This is a genomic window from Enterobacter cloacae complex sp. S3 (assembly GCF_014930495.1).
Classification (GTDB): Bacteria; Pseudomonadota; Gammaproteobacteria; order Enterobacterales; family Enterobacteriaceae; genus Enterobacter; species Enterobacter asburiae_B.
Genome location: NZ_JADBRD010000046.1, coordinates 16,081 through 32,735, shown reverse-complemented (window position 1 = coordinate 32,735; position 16,655 = coordinate 16,081). Strand labels below are relative to the sequence as shown.

Below are 16,655 nucleotides of genomic sequence, written 5' to 3'. Positions count from 1 at the left end.
ACTGTTCAATTTTAGTTTGATGGTCGTGAATTAAACTTCGTAATGAATTACGCATGTTCACTCAGAGACTTGGTATTCATTTTCGTCTTGCGACGTTAAGAATCCATGTCACTTTGAGTGCCCACACAGATTGTCTGATAAATTGTTAAAGAGCAGTGCAACGCGGCTTTCGCTCACCGTTGCGAGGTGGCGTATATTACGCTTTCCTCTTTCAGAGTCAACCCGTTATTTCAGAATTTTTCTCTTCAACCGAACCGCGTTGTCTGTGAAGTGATTCACATCCGCCGTGTCGATGGAGGCGCATTATAGGGAGTTCTCAGCAGGCCGCAACCGCTAAATGTCAGAAAAATGACTGACTGCTGCATTCCACAGCAAAACCCCGCCTTATACCCTTTTATGCACAAAGTTATCCACAATCATGAGCGGATCGCGATGCGATCCCACGAATTGAGCTAGAAGATCAACTATACTAGCGGCAAATATTCTCCTCAGTGCAGGCCCACCCTCATGACCACACAACGCCTCGCCCGCGACTGGCGTCTCCCTACAGCAGGGGTGATGCTGCTGGCACTCCTCTTTGCCGGTTTTACCCTGCATGCGCACTGGAACGCCTTTATCCAGTGGTGTCTCGCCACGCAAATTACGCTGCACCGCTATCTGGTGATGTATCTGCTGCAGCTTAATAACCACCAGTACAGCGGCGGATTATGGCTGTTAACGGGGGCTTTCCTTTATGGTGTCCTTCACGCCATTGGACCCGGACACGGAAAGTTCATCGTGACGACCTATCTGACCACCAATAAGGAAAGCGAACTGGCCGCCCGGGTTGTCCCCTTCCTGGGTAGCCTGATGCAGGGCGTCAGCGCCATTCTGTTTGTCTTTATTCTGGCGGTGGGGTTTAACCTCGCCTCAGGGGATATCAGTACCAGCCGCTGGTACGTGGAGAAGATAAGCGCAGTGCTTATTGGCGCATTCGGTGCTTTTGTCATTTACCAGGCGCTGAAGAGCCTGCGCCCGCGCAGGATGACTATCTCCGCCATCAAGCCGCTTCATCAGCACGATGAACACTGTGGCTGCGGACATCACGGCGTAGGTACAGATCTGACGCAGGGCGACTGGAAAACGCGCCTGGGCGTCATTCTGGCGATTGGCGCACGTCCGTGCAGCGGGGCGATCATGATTCTGATGTTTTCGAACGCGCTGGGCATTGTCACCTGGGGGGTAGCCGCGGTCATGACCATGTCTTTGGGCACCGCACTTTCTATTGTGGGGCTTTCCCTGGCTGTACGTTACGCCCGCGAGCGCACGGTGACCTGGTTCGGAGAGAGCGCCTCATTGAGATGGCTCGTACCGGCAGTCAAAATAGCCGGAGGGATAGTCCTGATCCTGTTTGCGACGGTGCTGTTCCTGACGGTGATCCCCGTCAGCGCCAATGGCGACTACATCGCTGCCGGATGCTAATAAAAGAAAACCCGCCGTTGGCGGGTTTCTTTATTACTCATTGATGCGTGGATGCTGGTCCACCAGTCGGGAGCGTTTTTTCTGCAGCTCTTCAATCTCTGCGTCAATATCCTCAATCTTCTGCTCTACGTTATCGTAGTGCTCGCGCAGGATCTCTTTCGCTTCCTGGATGTCAGACGCCGCAGGCGTTGCGCCTTTCAGAGGGCGATTCGCCGTCTCCTTCATGGTAAGACCTGTAATCAAACCAATCACCGCAATCACCATCAGGTAATAAGCCGGCATCATCAGGTTCTGCGTGCTCTCGACCAGCGAGGCGGCAAGCGTCGGGGTCAGACCGGCAATCAGCACCGAGATGTTAAAGGCCGCGGCCAGCGCGCTGTAGCGAATATGCGTCGGGAACATCGCGGGCAACGTGGAGGCCATCACCCCGATAAAGCAGTTAAGGATCACCGCCAGCATCAGCAGACCGGCAAAAATCAGCCCCAGCACATCACTGTTAATCAGAATGAATGCCGGAATTGCCAGAGCAAACAGCGCAACGCTTCCCAGGATAATGAACGGTCGACGACCAAAACGGTCACTCAACAGGCCCATAATCGGCTGGACAAACAGCATACCCACCATGATGGCGATAATAATCAGCACACCGTGATCTTCCGAGTAGTGCAGGTTATGCGACAGATAACTCGGCATGTAGGTCAACAGCATGTAGTAGGTCACGTTGGTCGAAATCACCAGACCAATACAGGTCAGCAGGCTGCGCCAGTGCTTAGTGGCAATCTCTTTGAACGACACCTTCGGACCATCCTGCAGCCCTTCGCGGTCACCCTGTTCCAGTTTTTCGACGTGCTGCTGGAAAGCAGGCGTCTCTTCCAGCGCATGACGCAGGTAAAGACCAATAATCCCCAGCGGCAATGCCAGGAAGAACGGGATACGCCAGCCCCAGTCGAGGAAGTTATCTTCGCCAACCACGGTTGAAATCAGTACCACTACGCCCGCGCCCATGACAAACCCGGCAATCGAGCCGAAGTCCAGCCAGCTCCCCATAAATCCGCGCTTACGGTCCGGGGAATACTCGGCGACGAAGATCGAGGCACCGGTATATTCACCGCCGACGGAGAAGCCCTGCGCCATCTTACAAATCAGCAGGAGAATGGGTGCCCAAATGCCGATGGTGGCGTAAGACGGTATAAGGCCGATACAGAATGTACTGATCGACATAATGACGATGGTGATGGCCAGGATCTTCTGACGACCATATTTATCGCCGAGCATACCGAAGAACAGACCGCCCAGCGGGCGAATCAGGAAGGGAACGGAGAACGTACCCAGTGCGGCGATCATCTGCAGGCTGGGATCGGCCCCGGGGAAAAACACTTTACCTAACGCATAGGCCACAAAGCCGTAGACACCAAAATCGAACCATTCCATCGCATTACCGAGCGAGGCTGCGGTAATGGCTTTACGCAGCTTTGCGTCATCAATAATGGTGACGTCGCGAAGCGTGATGGGTTTAATCTTTTTCCTTCTCAGCATAGCTATCCTCGTTGACTCGGCCCTGTCTGTTTCACAGTCCAGTTAGCGTTCTGTGAACCATGGGATCCGCTCCATGCGAATCGCCTTATTCAAGCGTAGCAGGTTTACTTACATTGACGTTTTACGTCGATACAACCGAACCTGTTGACGCCTGCCTGGGCAGTTAATGACCTTTTTACCCTACCAGCGTTTATATTTGTGATCAACTTCACACATATTTTCGTGTCTGGTCAACTCAGGCAAATTTTTGTCAAGGAGTGCCAATAAGTACTTCCTTACCCCACCTAAAGAACATCCTCCCGCACGTCATTATTTCTTTCGTAACAGAAAAACAAACCACGTTAATTCACATCAGGTTTACATAAATTTTCATCAGCAGGAACCGGCCTCAAGTTTTACATTGAATATGTGATAAAGATAACTAAAACGGTGTTTTATTTTCATTGAATCAATATTCCAATGATCGCATCATAAATCCGAATTCAGCGTTTTACGTGTTTTAGGAAAAGGTTAATTGAGAGCACGCATTTAATTTTGTTGCAGGGCTTTCGAAAAAACACCACAAGCAATACGAGCAATCAATTGAATTTATTGACTAATTTTTAACACCTATCCCCCGGACTGCGGGATCCGATGTGAGGTTTGTCTATGAAGATTAAAGCCACGATAGAACGTATACCCGGCGGCATGATGCTGGTTCCGCTGGTACTGGGCGCGATCCTGAATACCCTTGCTCCCAATACCGGAGCTTATTTTGGCGGTTTCACAAAAGGCATGATAACAGGCACGGTTCCCATTCTTGCCGTCTGGTTTTTTTGTATCGGCGCATCCATTAATTTACGGGCAACGGGGACAGTATTACGGAAATCCGGCACGCTGGTGATCACCAAAATAGCGGTAGCCTGGGCGGTGGCAATGATATGCGCGATGTTCATTCCGGAGAATGGAATTCAGACCGGGTTCTTTGCGGGTTTATCGGTCCTGGCGATCGTCTCGGCGATGGATATGACCAACGGCGGATTGTACGCCAGCCTGATGAATCAGTACGGGACGAAAGAAGAGTCCGGCGCATTTGTGTTGATGTCTCTGGAGTCCGGCCCATTGATGACGATGCTGATCCTGGGGTCTGCTGGCCTGGCCTCGTTTGAACCCCACCACTTTGTCGGCGCGATCCTGCCCTTCCTGGTCGGTTTCGCCCTTGGCAATCTCGATCGCGATCTGCGTGATTTCTTCAGCAAAGCCACGCCGGTGCTGATCCCGTTCTTCGGTTTCGCACTGGGGAACACCATCAACCTGAAGGTCATTCTCGATACCGGCCTGCTGGGCATTGTGCTGGGTGTCGCCGTGATCGTCATCACCGGTATTCCGCTGATTATTGCTGACCGCGTCATCGGAGGAGGAAACGGCACGGCCGGCGTCGCCGCCTCTTCAGCCGCCGGTGCTGCAGTCGCAAACCCGGTGATTATCGCCCAAATTAACCCGGCCTTCGAACCGGTCGCCGCTTCAGCAACGGCGCTGGTTGCCGCGAGCGTGATCGTCACCGCGATTCTGGTCCCCATCATCACGGCGCTGTATGCGAAACGCTACGGGAATATGCAAGAGACCCTGCCTGAACCGAAGCCGATAGAAATGAATCATTAACACACAGCACCGTTCCCTCTCCCAATGGGGAGAGGGGGAGAGATTTAGCCAAAAATCTCTTCCACCATCCCGTCCACCAGCCGTTTTGCCGAACAGAGTCTCGGCATGCCCAGCGCGACGGTCTGCCAGTTTTGCGTCACTGACCAGCTAACCGGATGTTGATCCGCCTGACACCAGTCCCCCAGCCAGCCCAGCATGTCTTTATGATCGATTAACCCCGGAGAGGCTGGCGTTGTCAGCCACTGGTGATAGAAATGGCGGGTCGTGGGGGACGCATTGATGCCCTGTGCCAGATAGTTAGCCGCCATGCTGCGCAGGTTATCCTTAAGCATTGCCGCCACATCTTCATTCGCGAGGCGGCATGCGTCACCAAATGCCCCCCAGCGCAGCTCTTCCAGGACGATAAAACAGCGCCCGGCCAGCGACCAGCCATCATAATGCCCGGCCCGCCAGCGGGTAAAAATCTGCTCGCTATGCTCACCCGCCTGCACCGTCAGCCCGCGCTGGGTTAGCGCCTTCTCTTTATAGGCGGCGCGTTGGGTAAAATGAGAAGCAAGTTCAGCGTACTGCTGCATCAGCCCGGGGGACTGCTGGGCGCGCGGGTGCGTCTGCTGGCGCAAAGCAATCAGTTTCTCTGCCATCAGCGTCAGCGCGAGATGACCCGGGTCAAGCATGCCGGCCAGTTTTTCCGCCAGCCCCAGGCGCAGCGCTGCATTTTCATTGAGCATACCCGCCATCGCCCAGGGGCGCAGCCGGGTATGCGTCATGATTTCCTGAGTCAAACGCTCACGAAACTGAAGCTGTTGTGGTCCCAGGTGAGGATGACGCGCCGCGTCCACTCCCTGAACCAGATCGACCATAAATTTTGGATTAATACACTCCAGCGTTCGCCCGGGGCCGTCCAGTAGTGGTGTTGTCATGGTTGCTCTGCCGCGAATAGAGTTTGAATATCATCGCGTAACAGTCGGGTATCTTCCTGTATCCACGCCGCAGTCGTAATACTTTGCTTCAACAGCTGGCAGAGCGCTCGGGTTGAATGCTCATTCTGTTGACGCACTGCGAGGCTATCACGCAAGCTTTCCTGTAACCCGGTCAGGCACAGCGAGAATTCTGCAAAGAACGTCGCCATTCCTGCCGTAACAGAGACATCGACCTGCGCGGACAAAGCTTTACGTATTTGTTCACAAAACAGCTCAATATGTTGCTTAAATTTGTCATGTAGCTGCGCAATATCGATAACATAGCGCGTGCGCGTTTCCACATACTCATCCCAGCCCCAGCCCGGATTATTGAGCCAGCGAGAGACCGTTTCTCGCATGCTGCTCCCGCCTGATGACGGGCCTGCCTGGCTGTCATCCTGCGCTATCGCATCGTTAAACAGCGCCCGCGTATTGAAGTTGAGCTGGTGAGCCTGAAACGCCGGGAAACTGATTCGCGCCCGAAAACCCGCATGGCTCAGATGCTCTTTAATACGCGTTTCGATGGGGCGCATGGCTTCGTTCAGGGAACGCGCCAGCGTAGATTCAAGCTGGTCGAAGCGTAACGCCAGCTCCCGGCAGATTTTCGTCTGTGCATCCAGCATCACCAGTTCGCAGGAGGAGCGGATTTTACTCAGCGCGATCTGCGCCTGCCCTTCATCGTCCAGAACCAGCTGCTTCAGCTCGTCACCGTGAGGGTTCTGCCGATCGATGCCAGCCAAATCAAGAATATGCTGAGCGCTGAACACCTCGCCAATCGCCTGGTTAAGCGCGGTTTTTTGGGCGCCCATAAAGTCCGCGGTGGCGTTCAGCGCCTCCTCAACTTCATGTTTGACCTCATCGCTCACCACGCTCTGACGCGTCTGGAGAAGCGCCATGTCCTCTTCCAGACGTGCGATATTCAGTTCCAGCGCCTCAAAGGCAACCGTCAGCCCCTGATAGCGGAAGTCGAGGTACTCCCGGGCATTTTGTGCGTAGTTGAGCAGCTTATGCGAGGCCGAACGCAGCGCGTAAAGCGAGGCATTGGCATAGGCGGCGTAAATCAGTTTGCGTATCGGTTGTTCGAAAAGCGAATCTTCCCAGAGCAAATCGGCAGCATGACGAATATGGTCGATATCGTCCAGGTCCGCCGTACGCCAGCGTCGCCCAAGCGCCGCTTCGGCAAAGTCCTGTACCCAGGGTTGCTCCTGATGATCCGGCAGTTGTCCGTGGGTACTCATCTCGTAACGAGCGCGGTTCGCCAGATAGGCCCACATGGACGAAACGGGGTAGATCTGGCCAGGCGAAATATTGCCTTTCATTAAGGTGCCGGAGATCATCGCCCGGATCTGCTCTTCATCGTCGCTATTGCGATCTTTCTGATCGAATTTATTGACCAGCGCATACAGCGGCACGGATTTTCCCGCCGCGGAAATGGCCTGGCGGACTTCTTCATCAGAGATGGATTTAAGCTGGGTATAATCCATCACGGCCAGCACCGCCGACGCGCGGGACAACTGCTCGCTGAGCATTTTTTGCAGGTGCGGCTGTCCGGCCTCATTCGGCCCGGGCGTATCGAGCAGCGTCAGCTGTCCGAGGTGAGCATCAAGACCCGCAAGATGCACGAACTCCACTTCAATCACCGGAATATGTTCGATAGCCGCATACTCAGAGAACGGAAACTCCACCCCTAACGCCTGGGAAAGCCTCACCAGGTCGTTGAGGCTTTTCAGACAATGAAATATCGGCTGCGCGCCCAGGTGATGCTTCTCAAAAGCCTCTCCTTTTTCAATGCGCTCCAGCAGCGTATTCATGTCTTTATCAATTTCCAGATGCTGGGCCAGCTTTCCGCGATCGTAATCGCATAGCTTTTTCTGAAGCAGTTGGATCAATTCATCAATGGGCGAGGCATGTGAGAAATGCAGCACCGGCTCCTTCTGACCCGGCGTGTGGCGAATCAGAGTAGGAAGCGCCGTCATCGGACGATTGCGGTTCGGCAACACTTCGGTCCCCACAATCGCATTAATGGTGGTCGATTTCCCCGCTTTCATAGTGCCCACAATAGCCAGAACCATTTCCAGCCGGGTTATTTTTCGTAATTCATTATTCAGCATCGCCTGCTGCGCTTCGACACCGCGCGCGCTAAAATGCAAAGGTAAAACGTTGTTCTTTTCACCCGTAATAGCAGCCGCGGTGCTCTCCAGCATCGCAGTCGGCATTGATTTCAACGTATCAAGGTTTTGCCGGGCGAGCTGTAGCAAACGCTCAGCTTCCTGGCTTAATTCAAAAATGGTCTGTGTGTGCATGATAAAAGCCTTTCCTTAACGCAAATTTATTACTTTTATTAAGCCACTGGTATTAATTATGTTGTTCAGGCTTATATGATCACGTGTGGAAAACATGTCCGCCGAAATATAACTGATTGATGATAATCAGAAATAATTCGCTATCCTTGCATGGCGTGTATAGCTCCCCTCCTGGCCTGACGGCCAAAGGAAAAAAGCGTAGCCCAATTTTAAGAAACTTCAGGATATATCATCATTATTTACCCACCTAAAAAGAGAGGTAATACGCCCCTGCCAAAAGATATGGATGGCAGCGAAGTCAGGAGATAAATAACAATGTGTCGCTTCACCTTATCCGAAATGAAGGAGCGTAGCAATTTGCTGCAATAAAATATTCGATATATTTAGCGTCATTTCTTCCCAACGTGTTAATGAGGTAAGCATCGCTTAACTGACTGACAGGAAGTGTCACTCCCGATACGCTTTTTGCATTTTTTTAATTCACAATGTCACCGACAAACGTGTGGATTTGCGCTATACTTGCCGCCTTTTTCGGCACGCTGCCGTCATTTAGCTGGCACTTTCCAGCGCGTTTACACTTTTTGAGGATACCGATATGTCACTCCCACACTGCCCAAAATGCAATTCTGAATACACCTATGAAGATAATGGCATGTTCATTTGCCCGGAATGCGCTCACGAATGGAATGATGCCGAACCATCACACGATGCTGATGCACTTGTCGTAAAAGATGCGAACGGCAATTTGCTGGCGGACGGCGACAGCGTAACCGTGATTAAAGATCTGAAAGTGAAAGGCAGTTCTTCCATGCTGAAGATCGGCACCAAAGTGAAGAATATCCGTCTGGTTGAAGGCGATCATAATATCGACTGCAAAATTGACGGCTTCGGTCCGATGAAGCTGAAATCAGAGTTCGTGAAAAAGAACTGATTTACCCGCCCGGTGGCGCTTCGCTTACCGGGTTTTCGGGAACTACACTTAACGGGCTTTTCTTACGTGAGGTAAAGATTATGCCGTTAAGTCCCTACATCTCTTTTGCCGGCAACTGTGCAGAAGCCACTTCTTTCTACCAGCAAGCCGTCGGCGCAGAGCTTCTCTATAAAATCACCTTCGGCGAAATGCCAAAAAGCGATAACAGCGAAGAAGGCTGTCCGTCCGGTATGCAATTTCCGGATTCGGCTATCGCTCACTCCAACGTCCGCATTGCGGGCAGCGATATCATGATGAGCGACGGGATGCCGCCGGGAAGCAACGCGCAGTACGCGGGCTTCACGCTGGTTCTCGACACCCAGGACGTTAATGAAGGCAAACGCTGGTTCGACAACCTCGCCGCGGGCGGGAATATCGACATGGCCTGGCAGGAAACCTTCTGGGCACACGGTTTCGGTAAAGTCACCGATAAATACGGCGTGCCGTGGATGATTAACGTCGTTAAGCAGCAGCACTAATTTTCGGGCGGTGGGCGCTCTGCCTCCGCCTGTCATCAAACTCCGCTCAACTCTTCAAACTCCCGCAACCCAGACTTAACCCAAATGTCACATTGATGCGCCAGCATGAGGCCACATTTAGCGTGAGGCCCAGCACATGCAAACCGTCATCCGCGTCGAGAAACTGAGCAAGACCTTCCATCACAATAAGGCTCTGCATGCCGTTGATCTGACCGTCCAGCAGGGCGAAATGGTGGCGCTGCTGGGGCCATCCGGTTCCGGTAAATCCACCCTTCTGCGTCATTTAAGCGGTCTTATCACCTGCGATAAAACGCCGGAAAGCCACGTCGAGCTGCTGGGCAATACCGTGCAGCGCGCGGGGCGTCTCGCCAGTGATATCCGCAAGAGCCGCGCCCAGACGGGCTACATCTTCCAGCAGTTCAACCTGGTGAACCGTCTGACGGTGCTGGAGAACGTGCTGATTGGCGCGCTCGGCAGCACCCCGTTCTGGCGCACCTGTCTGCGCTGGTTCTCCCCTTCGCAGAAGCAGGAAGCCTTGCAGGCCCTGACCCGCGTCGGCATGGCGCATTTTGCCCATCAGCGCGTCTCCACCCTGTCCGGTGGACAACAGCAGCGCGTGGCGATTGCGCGCGCGCTGATGCAGAAAGCGCAAATCATTCTCGCTGACGAACCCATTGCCTCGCTGGACCCGGAGTCCGCCCGCATCGTGATGGAAACCCTGCGCGACATTAACCAGAACGACGGCATCACCGTGGTGGTCACGCTGCATCAGGTGGATTACGCCCTGCGCTACTGCGAACGCATTGTCGCCCTGCGTCAGGGACATGTGTTCTTTGATGGCGCGAGCCATCAGTTTGATAACGAACGTTTTGACCATCTCTACCGCAGCATTAACCGCGTCGAAGAGAACGCGCAGGCTGCTTAATTAAACCCGATCCGAGGAAAGTACATGAGCTACAAAGCCGTTGCCGCGCTGGCCTTTACCAGCATGTTCAGCCTCAGCACCCTGTTAAGCCCGGCGTATGCGGAAGAACAGGAAAAAGCACTGAACTTCGGCATTATTTCGACGGAATCACAGCAGAATCTGAAGCCTCAGTGGGAACCGTTCCTGAAAGATATGGAAACTAAGCTGGGGATCAAAGTGAACGCCTTCTTCGCCCCGGACTACGCGGGCATCATCCAGGGGATGCGCTTTAATAAGGTGGACATCGCCTGGTACGGCAACCTCTCCGCCATGGAAGCGGTGGACCGCGCGAACGGCCAGGTCTTTGCCCAGACCGTCGCGGCAGATGGCTCCCCGGGCTACTGGAGCGTGCTGATCGTGAACAAAGACAGCCCGATCAACAACCTCAACGACATGCTCGCCAAACGCAAAGAGCTGACCTTCGGCAACGGCGACCCGAACTCGACCTCCGGCTACCTTGTCCCTGGCTACTACGTCTTCGCCAAAAACAACGCCTCCGCCAGCGACTTCAAACGCACGGTGAACGCCAGCCACGAAACCAACGCCCTGGCCGTGGCCAACAAGCAGGTGGACGTTGCTACCAACAACACCGAGAACCTCGACAAGCTGAAAACTTCCGCGCCGGACAAGCTGAAAGAGATCAAGGTTATCTGGAAATCGCCGCTGATCCCGGGCGACCCGATCGTGTGGCGTAAAAACCTGTCCGAGAGCACCAAGGACAAGGTGTACGACTTCTTTATGACCTATGGCAAAACGCCGGAAGAGAAAGCGGTCCTGGCGCGTCTGGGCTGGGCACCGTTCCGCCCGTCAAGCGACCTGCAGCTGGTCCCGATTCGCCAGCTGGCGCTGTTTAAAGAGATGCAGGGCGTGAAGGACAACAAAGGGCTGAAGGACGAGGAGAAGACCAGCAAAGTGGCCGCAATTGAAGCCCAGCTGGAAGACCTCGACCGCCTGACCGCCGCGCTCGGTGCGATGACGAGCGTGAATAAAGCGGTGCAGTAGTGCCTTTCTCCCTCTCCCAGTGGGAGAGGGCCGGGGTGAGGGCATCAGCGCGCACATTTCCCCCTCACCCTAACCCTCTCCCTCAAGGGAGAGGGGACTAAACCCAAAGGAGCCAACATGCAAACCATCACCCTCCCGCCGCCGAAGCGCAGCTGGTTCTCGCTCATAAGCTGGGCCATCCTGCTGGCGGTGCTGGTTATCTCCTGGAAGGGCGCGGAAATGGATCCGCTGCTGCTCTTCAAAGACGCGGGCAACATGGCGACCTTCGCCGCCGACTTCTTCCCGCCGGACTTCAGCCAGTGGCAGGATTACCTCAGCGAAATGGCGGTCACCCTGCAAATCGCCGTCTGGGGCACCGCTCTTGCCGTCGTTCTCTCCATTCCGTTTGGCCTGATGAGCGCCGAAAACATCGTGCCGTGGTGGGTATACCAGCCGATGCGTCGCCTGATGGACGCCTGTCGCGCCATCAATGAAATGGTCTTTGCGATGCTGTTCGTGGTCGCCGTTGGCCTGGGTCCGTTCGCCGGCGTGATGGCGCTGTTCATCCACACCACCGGCGTGCTCTCCAAGCTGCTCTCCGAAGCGGTCGAAGCCATCGAGCCCGGCCCGGTGGAAGGCATCCGCGCAACGGGCGCCAACAAAATCGAAGAGATCCTGTACGGCGTCCTGCCGCAGGTTATGCCGCTCCTGATCTCCTACTCCCTGTACCGCTTTGAGTCCAACGTCCGCTCCGCGACGGTAGTCGGCATGGTGGGCGCAGGCGGGATTGGCGTCACCCTGTGGGAAGCGATTCGCGGTTTTCAGTTCCAGCAAACCTGCGCCCTGATGGTGCTCATCATCGTCACCGTCAGCCTGCTGGATTTCCTCTCTCAACGTTTGCGTAAGCACTTCATCTGAGAAGCGAGGCTTTGTTTTCTATGCACTTATCCAGACATCCGACCAGTTATCCCACCCGCTGGCAAGAGATTGCGGCAAAGCTCGAAGTGGAGCTGCGCACACACTACCGCTGCGGGGACTACCTGCCCGCCGAGCAGCAGCTTGCCGACCGCTATGAAGTGAACCGCCACACCCTGCGTCGCGCCATTGACCAGCTGGTCGAGCGCGGCTGGGTCCAGCGCCGTCAGGGCGTGGGCGTGCTGGTGCTGATGCGCCCGTTCGACTACCCGCTAAACGCCCAGGCGCGCTTTAGCCAGAACCTGCTGGATCAGGGCAGCCACCCGACCAGCGAAAAGCTGCTCTCGGTACTGCGTCCGGCCTCCAGCCACGTGGCGGACGCGCTGGGCATTCAGGAGGGCGACGATGTCATTCACCTGCGTACCCTGCGTCGCGTTAACGGCGTGGCGGTATGCCAGATAGACCATTACTTTGCGGACCTCGCCCTCTGGCACGTGCTCCAGCATTTCTCCAGCGGCTCGCTGCATGATTTTCTTAAGGATGCGACCGGCATTGCGCTCAAGCGCACCCAGACGCGCATCAGCGCCCGTCGCGCGCAGGCGAAAGAGAGCAAAGTGCTCGAAATCCCCAATATGGCCCCGCTGCTCTGCGTGCGCACCCTCAACCACCGTGACGGCGAGATCAACGCGACGGAATACTCCGTCAGCCTGACCCGCGCCGACATGATCGAATTCACCATGGAGCACTGAATGCACTTCGACACCGCCACCCGACAGCGCTGGATGCGCGTGCTGGCCCATAGCCAGCCTGCTGCGCTGGCTGCCCGCATGAACGCGCTCAGCCTGACGCCAGACTACGACACCCTTCGCGCCCCGGAGATCGGCCTCGTTCAGATCCAGGCGCGCATGGGCGGCACCGGAGAACGCTTTTTCGCCGGAGACGCCACCCTCACCCGCGCGGCAATCCGCCTGAACAGCGGCACGCTGGGCTACAGCTACGTGCTGGGGCGCGACAAAGCGCACGCCGAGCGCTGCGCGGTGATCGACGCGCTTTTACAAGAACAACCCTATTTCCAGACGTTAATGGAAACCCTTATTGCCCCGCTGGAAGCCGACCGCGCCGCGCGCATTGCCGCACGTCAGGCCGAAGTGAACACCAGCCGGGTCGACTTCTTTACGCTCGTTCGCGGAGACAACGCATGACGCTTCAACCTGCTTTTACCCTGGCCGTCCAGGATGCCCAACACAGTTTTCGTCGCCTGCTGAAAGCGATGAGCGAGCCGGGCGTGATCGTCTCGCTGCACCAGCTCTCCCAGGGCTGGCTGCCGCTGAACCTGGCGACCACCAGCGTGCTGCTGACGCTTGCCGACAACGACACACCGGTGTGGCTTTCGGGCGCGCTGTCGAACGATATCGCCAGCCAGAACCTGCGTTTTCACACCAGCGCTCCGCTGGTCGATCAGCCCCAGCAGGCGGTTTTTGCCGTGGCTGACGAGCAAATCAGCCATGAGCAATTGAACGCCCTGAGCGAAGGCAGCGCCGTCGCCCCGGAGACCAGCGCCACGCTGATCCTGCAGGTCTCCAGCCTGAGCGGCGGCCGCATGCTGCGCCTTACGGGGGCAGGCATCGCCGACGAGCGCATGGTCGCGCCGCAGCTGCCGGAGTGCATCATTCACGAGCTGACCGAGCGCCCGCACCCGTTCCCGCTGGGCATTGACCTGATCCTGACCTGCGGCGAGCGCCTGCTGGCAATCCCGCGGACCACCCACGTGGAGGTGTGCTGATGTACGTTGCCGTCAAAGGGGGCGAGAAGGCCATCGCCGCCGCCCATGCGCTACAGGCGCACAGACGACGGGGCGATGAACGGCTTCCCGAGCTGAGCGTCGCCCAGATTGAACAGCAGCTAAACCTCGCCGTCGACCGCGTGATGACCGAGGGCGGCATCGCCGACCGCGAGCTGGCGGCGCTGGCCCTGAAGCAGGCCAGCGGCGACAACGTGGAAGCCATCTTCCTGCTGCGCGCCTACCGCACCACGCTCGCGAAACTGGCAGTCAGCGAGCCGGTGAATACGGCGGAGATGCGCCTGGAACGCCGCATTTCTGCCGTTTATAAAGACGTTCCCGGCGGCCAGCTGCTTGGCCCCACCTACGACTACACCCACCGCCTGCTGGATTTTACCCTGCTGGCAAACGGTGAATCGCCGCAGCTCAGCACCTCCGACGCCGAACAGGAACCGTCTCCGCACGTCTTCAGCCTGCTGGCAAAACAGGGCCTGGCGAAGACGGAAGAAGATTCAGGCGCGCAGCCGGATGACATCACCCGCACGCCGCCGGTTTACCCGTGCTCGCGCTCGTCCCGCCTGCAGCAGCTGATGCGCGGCGACGAAGGCTATCTGCTGGCGCTGGCCTACTCCACCCAGCGCGGCTACGGGCGCAACCACCCGTTTGCGGCCGAAATTCGCAGTGGCTATATCGACATTGAAATCGTACCGGAAGAGCTGGGTTTTGCGGTGAACGTCGGCGAACTGCTGATGACCGAGTGTGAAATGGTTAACGGTTTCGTCGCCCCGGAAGACGAAGACCCGCACTTTACCCGCGGCTACGGGCTGGTGTTCGGCCTCGGCGAGCGCAAGGCCATGGCCATGGCGCTGGTCGACCGCGCCCTGCAGGCACCGGACTACGGCGAGCACGTTGCAGGCCCGGCGCAGGACGAAGAGTTTGTGCTGGCCCACGCGGATAACGTTGAGGCCGCTGGCTTCGTCTCGCACCTCAAGCTGCCGCACTACGTCGATTTCCAGGCCGAACTGGAACTGCTGAAACGCCTGCAACGGGAGCGCAAAAATGGCTAACTTAAGCGGCTACAACTTTGCCTATCTGGATGAGCAAACCAAACGCATGATCCGCCGCGCCATCTTAAAAGCGGTGGCCATTCCGGGCTATCAGGTGCCGTTCGGCGGCCGCGAAATGCCGATGCCCTACGGCTGGGGCACGGGCGGTATTCAGATCACCGCCAGCGTGATCGGCGAGGCTGACGTGCTGAAGGTCATCGATCAGGGCGCCGACGACACCACCAACGCCGTGTCGATCCGCAGCTTCTTCCAGCGCGTCACCGGCGTCAATACCACCGAAAAAACCGAAGACGCGACGCTGATCCAGACCCGTCACCGCATCCCCGAAACCCCACTGACGGAAGATCAGATTTTAATTTTCCAGGTGCCGATCCCGGAGCCGCTGCGCTTTATCGAGCCGCGCGAAACGGAAACCCGCACCATGCACGCGCTGGAAGAGTACGGCGTCATGCAGGTGAAGCTGTATGAGGATATCGCCCGCTTCGGCCATATCGCCACCACCTACGCCTACCCGGTGAAGGTGAACGGGCGCTACGTGATGGACCCGTCGCCAATCCCAAAATTCGATAACCCGAAGATGGACATGATGCCCGCCCTGCAGCTTTTCGGCGCCGGGCGCGAGAAACGCATCTACGCCGTTCCGCCTTACACGCGCGTGGAAAGCCTGGATTTCGACGATCACCCGTTTACGGTGCAGGAGTGGGACGAGCCGTGCGCCATCTGCGGATCCAAACACAGCTATCTGGACGAGGTGGTGCTGGACGACACGGGCAAACGGATGTTTGTCTGCTCCGACACCGATTACTGCCGCCAACAGAGCGAGGCGAACAGCCAATGAAACCGCTGCTTTCGGTTAATAACCTGACTCACCTGTATGCGCCGGGCAAGGGCTTTAGCGACGTGTCGTTCGAGCTGTGGCCGGGCGAAGTGCTGGGGATCGTCGGCGAGTCCGGCTCCGGCAAAACCACCCTGCTGAAGTCCATCTCCGCGCGCCTGACGCCGCAGAACGGCGACATTTTGTATGAGGGCGCCTCGCTGTACGGCATGAGCGAGGCCGGGCGCCGCCGCCTGCTGCGCACCGAGTGGGGCGTGGTGCATCAGCACCCGATGGACGGCCTGCGCCGTCAGGTCTCTGCCGGGGGCAACATCGGCGAACGCCTGATGGCTACCGGCGCGCGCCACTACGGCAACATCCGCGCTACCGCCCAGCACTGGCTGGAGGAAGTCGAAATCCCCGCCTCGCGCATCGACGACCTGCCGACAACCTTCTCCGGCGGGATGCAGCAGCGCCTGCAGATTGCCCGCAACCTGGTCACCCATCCGAAGCTGGTGTTTATGGATGAACCCACCGGCGGGCTGGACGTCTCCGTGCAGGCGCGCCTGCTCGACCTGCTGCGCGGTCTGGTGGTGGAGCTGAACCTCGCGGTGGTGATTGTCACCCACGATCTGGGCGTTGCGCGCCTGCTTGCGGACCGTCTGCTGGTGATGAAGCAGGGCCAGGTGGTGGAAAGTGGGTTAACCGACCGGGTGCTCGACGATCCACACCATCCGTACACCCAGCTGCTGGTGTCGTCCGTATTGCAGAATTAAGAGGCCAAC

Annotated in this window: 16 protein-coding genes; 13 read left to right on the top strand and 3 right to left on the bottom strand. The window is 56.8% G+C overall.

What is annotated here, in order from left to right; translation table 11 throughout:
* Nucleotides 1–507 precede the first annotated feature (507 nt).
* Entirely contained in the window at nucleotides 508–1,461 is a 954-nt protein-coding gene (locus tag IM317_RS21450; RefSeq protein WP_033144444.1) for a nickel/cobalt transporter, read from the top strand.
* 33 nt (nucleotides 1,462–1,494) lie between these two features.
* On the opposite strand, the gene proP is transcribed toward IM317_RS21450, so the two are convergent.
* Nucleotides 1,495–2,997 (bottom strand): glycine betaine/L-proline transporter ProP, encoded by a 1,503-nt coding sequence (gene proP, locus IM317_RS21445; RefSeq protein WP_029740241.1) that lies wholly within the window; start codon nucleotides 2,995–2,997, stop codon nucleotides 1,495–1,497.
* Between the two features lie 648 nt (nucleotides 2,998–3,645).
* Here proP and kdgT point away from each other — a divergent pair.
* Nucleotides 3,646–4,638 (top strand): 2-keto-3-deoxygluconate transporter, encoded by a 993-nt coding sequence (kdgT, locus tag IM317_RS21440; RefSeq protein ID WP_033144443.1) that lies wholly within the window; start codon nucleotides 3,646–3,648, stop codon nucleotides 4,636–4,638.
* A 44-nt stretch (nucleotides 4,639–4,682) separates the two neighbouring features.
* Here the strand turns inward: kdgT and IM317_RS21435 are convergent, their stop codons facing one another.
* Both IM317_RS21435 and crfC read right to left on the bottom strand, forming a co-directional pair.
* Nucleotides 4,683–5,558 (bottom strand): diguanylate cyclase regulator RdcB family protein, encoded by an 876-nt coding sequence (locus tag IM317_RS21435; RefSeq protein WP_033144442.1) that lies wholly within the window; start codon nucleotides 5,556–5,558, stop codon nucleotides 4,683–4,685.
* A complete protein-coding gene (gene crfC / locus IM317_RS21430; protein ID WP_033144441.1) occupies nucleotides 5,555–7,900 on the bottom strand; it encodes a clamp-binding protein CrfC in 2,346 nt (781 codons plus the stop codon). The genes IM317_RS21435 and crfC overlap by 4 nt, the downstream gene beginning before the upstream one ends.
* A gap of 595 nt (nucleotides 7,901–8,495) precedes the next feature.
* Between crfC and IM317_RS21425 the strand changes: the two genes are divergently transcribed.
* From IM317_RS21425 to phnK, 11 genes are all read left to right on the top strand, one after another.
* Nucleotides 8,496–8,831 carry a zinc ribbon domain-containing protein YjdM gene (locus IM317_RS21425; RefSeq protein ID WP_023310096.1) on the top strand — a complete coding sequence of 112 codons (336 nt, stop codon included), beginning with the start codon at nucleotides 8,496–8,498 and terminating at the stop codon, nucleotides 8,829–8,831.
* A gap of 80 nt (nucleotides 8,832–8,911) precedes the next feature.
* Complete coding sequence (yjdN, locus tag IM317_RS21420; protein ID WP_033144440.1) at nucleotides 8,912–9,349, top strand: VOC family metalloprotein YjdN; 438 nt, start codon at nucleotides 8,912–8,914, stop codon at nucleotides 9,347–9,349.
* 136 nt (nucleotides 9,350–9,485) lie between these two features.
* On the top strand, nucleotides 9,486–10,274 hold the full coding sequence (phnC, locus tag IM317_RS21415; protein WP_033144439.1) for a phosphonate ABC transporter ATP-binding protein: 789 nt from the start codon (nucleotides 9,486–9,488) through the stop codon (nucleotides 10,272–10,274).
* A 24-nt stretch (nucleotides 10,275–10,298) separates the two neighbouring features.
* The gene (gene phnD, locus IM317_RS21410) at nucleotides 10,299–11,315 is read left to right on the top strand and encodes a phosphonate ABC transporter substrate-binding protein (protein WP_029740236.1); all 1,017 of its coding nucleotides are present in this window, start codon (nucleotides 10,299–10,301) and stop codon (nucleotides 11,313–11,315) included.
* Between the two features lie 117 nt (nucleotides 11,316–11,432).
* Nucleotides 11,433–12,212: a phosphonate ABC transporter, permease protein PhnE gene (gene phnE, locus IM317_RS21405; RefSeq protein WP_023334213.1), complete on the top strand. Its 780-nt coding sequence runs from the start codon at nucleotides 11,433–11,435 to the stop codon at nucleotides 12,210–12,212.
* Between the two features lie 20 nt (nucleotides 12,213–12,232).
* Nucleotides 12,233–12,958, top strand: a complete 726-nt coding sequence (phnF, locus tag IM317_RS21400; RefSeq protein WP_033144438.1) for a phosphonate metabolism transcriptional regulator PhnF — start codon at nucleotides 12,233–12,235, stop codon at nucleotides 12,956–12,958.
* Nucleotides 12,959–13,411, top strand: a complete 453-nt coding sequence (gene phnG / locus IM317_RS21395; RefSeq protein ID WP_033144437.1) for a phosphonate C-P lyase system protein PhnG — start codon at nucleotides 12,959–12,961, stop codon at nucleotides 13,409–13,411.
* A complete protein-coding gene (gene phnH, locus IM317_RS21390; protein ID WP_032662532.1) occupies nucleotides 13,408–13,992 on the top strand; it encodes a phosphonate C-P lyase system protein PhnH in 585 nt (194 codons plus the stop codon). Before phnG ends, phnH begins: the two co-directional genes overlap by 4 nt.
* Entirely contained in the window at nucleotides 13,992–15,056 is a 1,065-nt protein-coding gene (locus IM317_RS21385) for a carbon-phosphorus lyase complex subunit PhnI (RefSeq protein ID WP_033144436.1), read from the top strand. Before phnH ends, IM317_RS21385 begins: the two co-directional genes overlap by 1 nt.
* Nucleotides 15,049–15,894, top strand: coding sequence for an alpha-D-ribose 1-methylphosphonate 5-phosphate C-P-lyase PhnJ (gene phnJ / locus IM317_RS21380; RefSeq protein WP_033144435.1), 846 nt, complete (start codon nucleotides 15,049–15,051; stop codon nucleotides 15,892–15,894). Before IM317_RS21385 ends, phnJ begins: the two co-directional genes overlap by 8 nt.
* Nucleotides 15,891–16,646, top strand: coding sequence for a phosphonate C-P lyase system protein PhnK (gene phnK / locus IM317_RS21375; protein ID WP_033144434.1), 756 nt, complete (start codon nucleotides 15,891–15,893; stop codon nucleotides 16,644–16,646). Before phnJ ends, phnK begins: the two co-directional genes overlap by 4 nt.
* The last annotated feature ends 9 nt before the right edge of the window (nucleotides 16,647–16,655 follow it).

Coding starts and splice junctions, on each gene's coding strand:
- IM317_RS21450 (WP_033144444.1), top strand. CDS start 508: ATGACCACACAACGCCTCGCCCGCGACTGGCGTCTCCCTACAGCAGGG.
- proP (WP_029740241.1), bottom strand. CDS start 2,997: ATGCTGAGAAGGAAAAAGATTAAACCCATCACGCTTCGCGACGTCACC.
- kdgT (WP_033144443.1), top strand. CDS start 3,646: ATGAAGATTAAAGCCACGATAGAACGTATACCCGGCGGCATGATGCTG.
- IM317_RS21435 (WP_033144442.1), bottom strand. CDS start 5,558: ATGACAACACCACTACTGGACGGCCCCGGGCGAACGCTGGAGTGTATT.
- crfC (WP_033144441.1), bottom strand. CDS start 7,900: ATGCACACACAGACCATTTTTGAATTAAGCCAGGAAGCTGAGCGTTTG.
- IM317_RS21425 (WP_023310096.1), top strand. CDS start 8,496: ATGTCACTCCCACACTGCCCAAAATGCAATTCTGAATACACCTATGAA.
- yjdN (WP_033144440.1), top strand. CDS start 8,912: ATGCCGTTAAGTCCCTACATCTCTTTTGCCGGCAACTGTGCAGAAGCC.
- phnC (WP_033144439.1), top strand. CDS start 9,486: ATGCAAACCGTCATCCGCGTCGAGAAACTGAGCAAGACCTTCCATCAC.
- phnD (WP_029740236.1), top strand. CDS start 10,299: ATGAGCTACAAAGCCGTTGCCGCGCTGGCCTTTACCAGCATGTTCAGC.
- phnE (WP_023334213.1), top strand. CDS start 11,433: ATGCAAACCATCACCCTCCCGCCGCCGAAGCGCAGCTGGTTCTCGCTC.
- phnF (WP_033144438.1), top strand. CDS start 12,233: ATGCACTTATCCAGACATCCGACCAGTTATCCCACCCGCTGGCAAGAG.
- phnG (WP_033144437.1), top strand. CDS start 12,959: ATGCACTTCGACACCGCCACCCGACAGCGCTGGATGCGCGTGCTGGCC.
- phnH (WP_032662532.1), top strand. CDS start 13,408: ATGACGCTTCAACCTGCTTTTACCCTGGCCGTCCAGGATGCCCAACAC.
- IM317_RS21385 (WP_033144436.1), top strand. CDS start 13,992: ATGTACGTTGCCGTCAAAGGGGGCGAGAAGGCCATCGCCGCCGCCCAT.
- phnJ (WP_033144435.1), top strand. CDS start 15,049: ATGGCTAACTTAAGCGGCTACAACTTTGCCTATCTGGATGAGCAAACC.
- phnK (WP_033144434.1), top strand. CDS start 15,891: ATGAAACCGCTGCTTTCGGTTAATAACCTGACTCACCTGTATGCGCCG.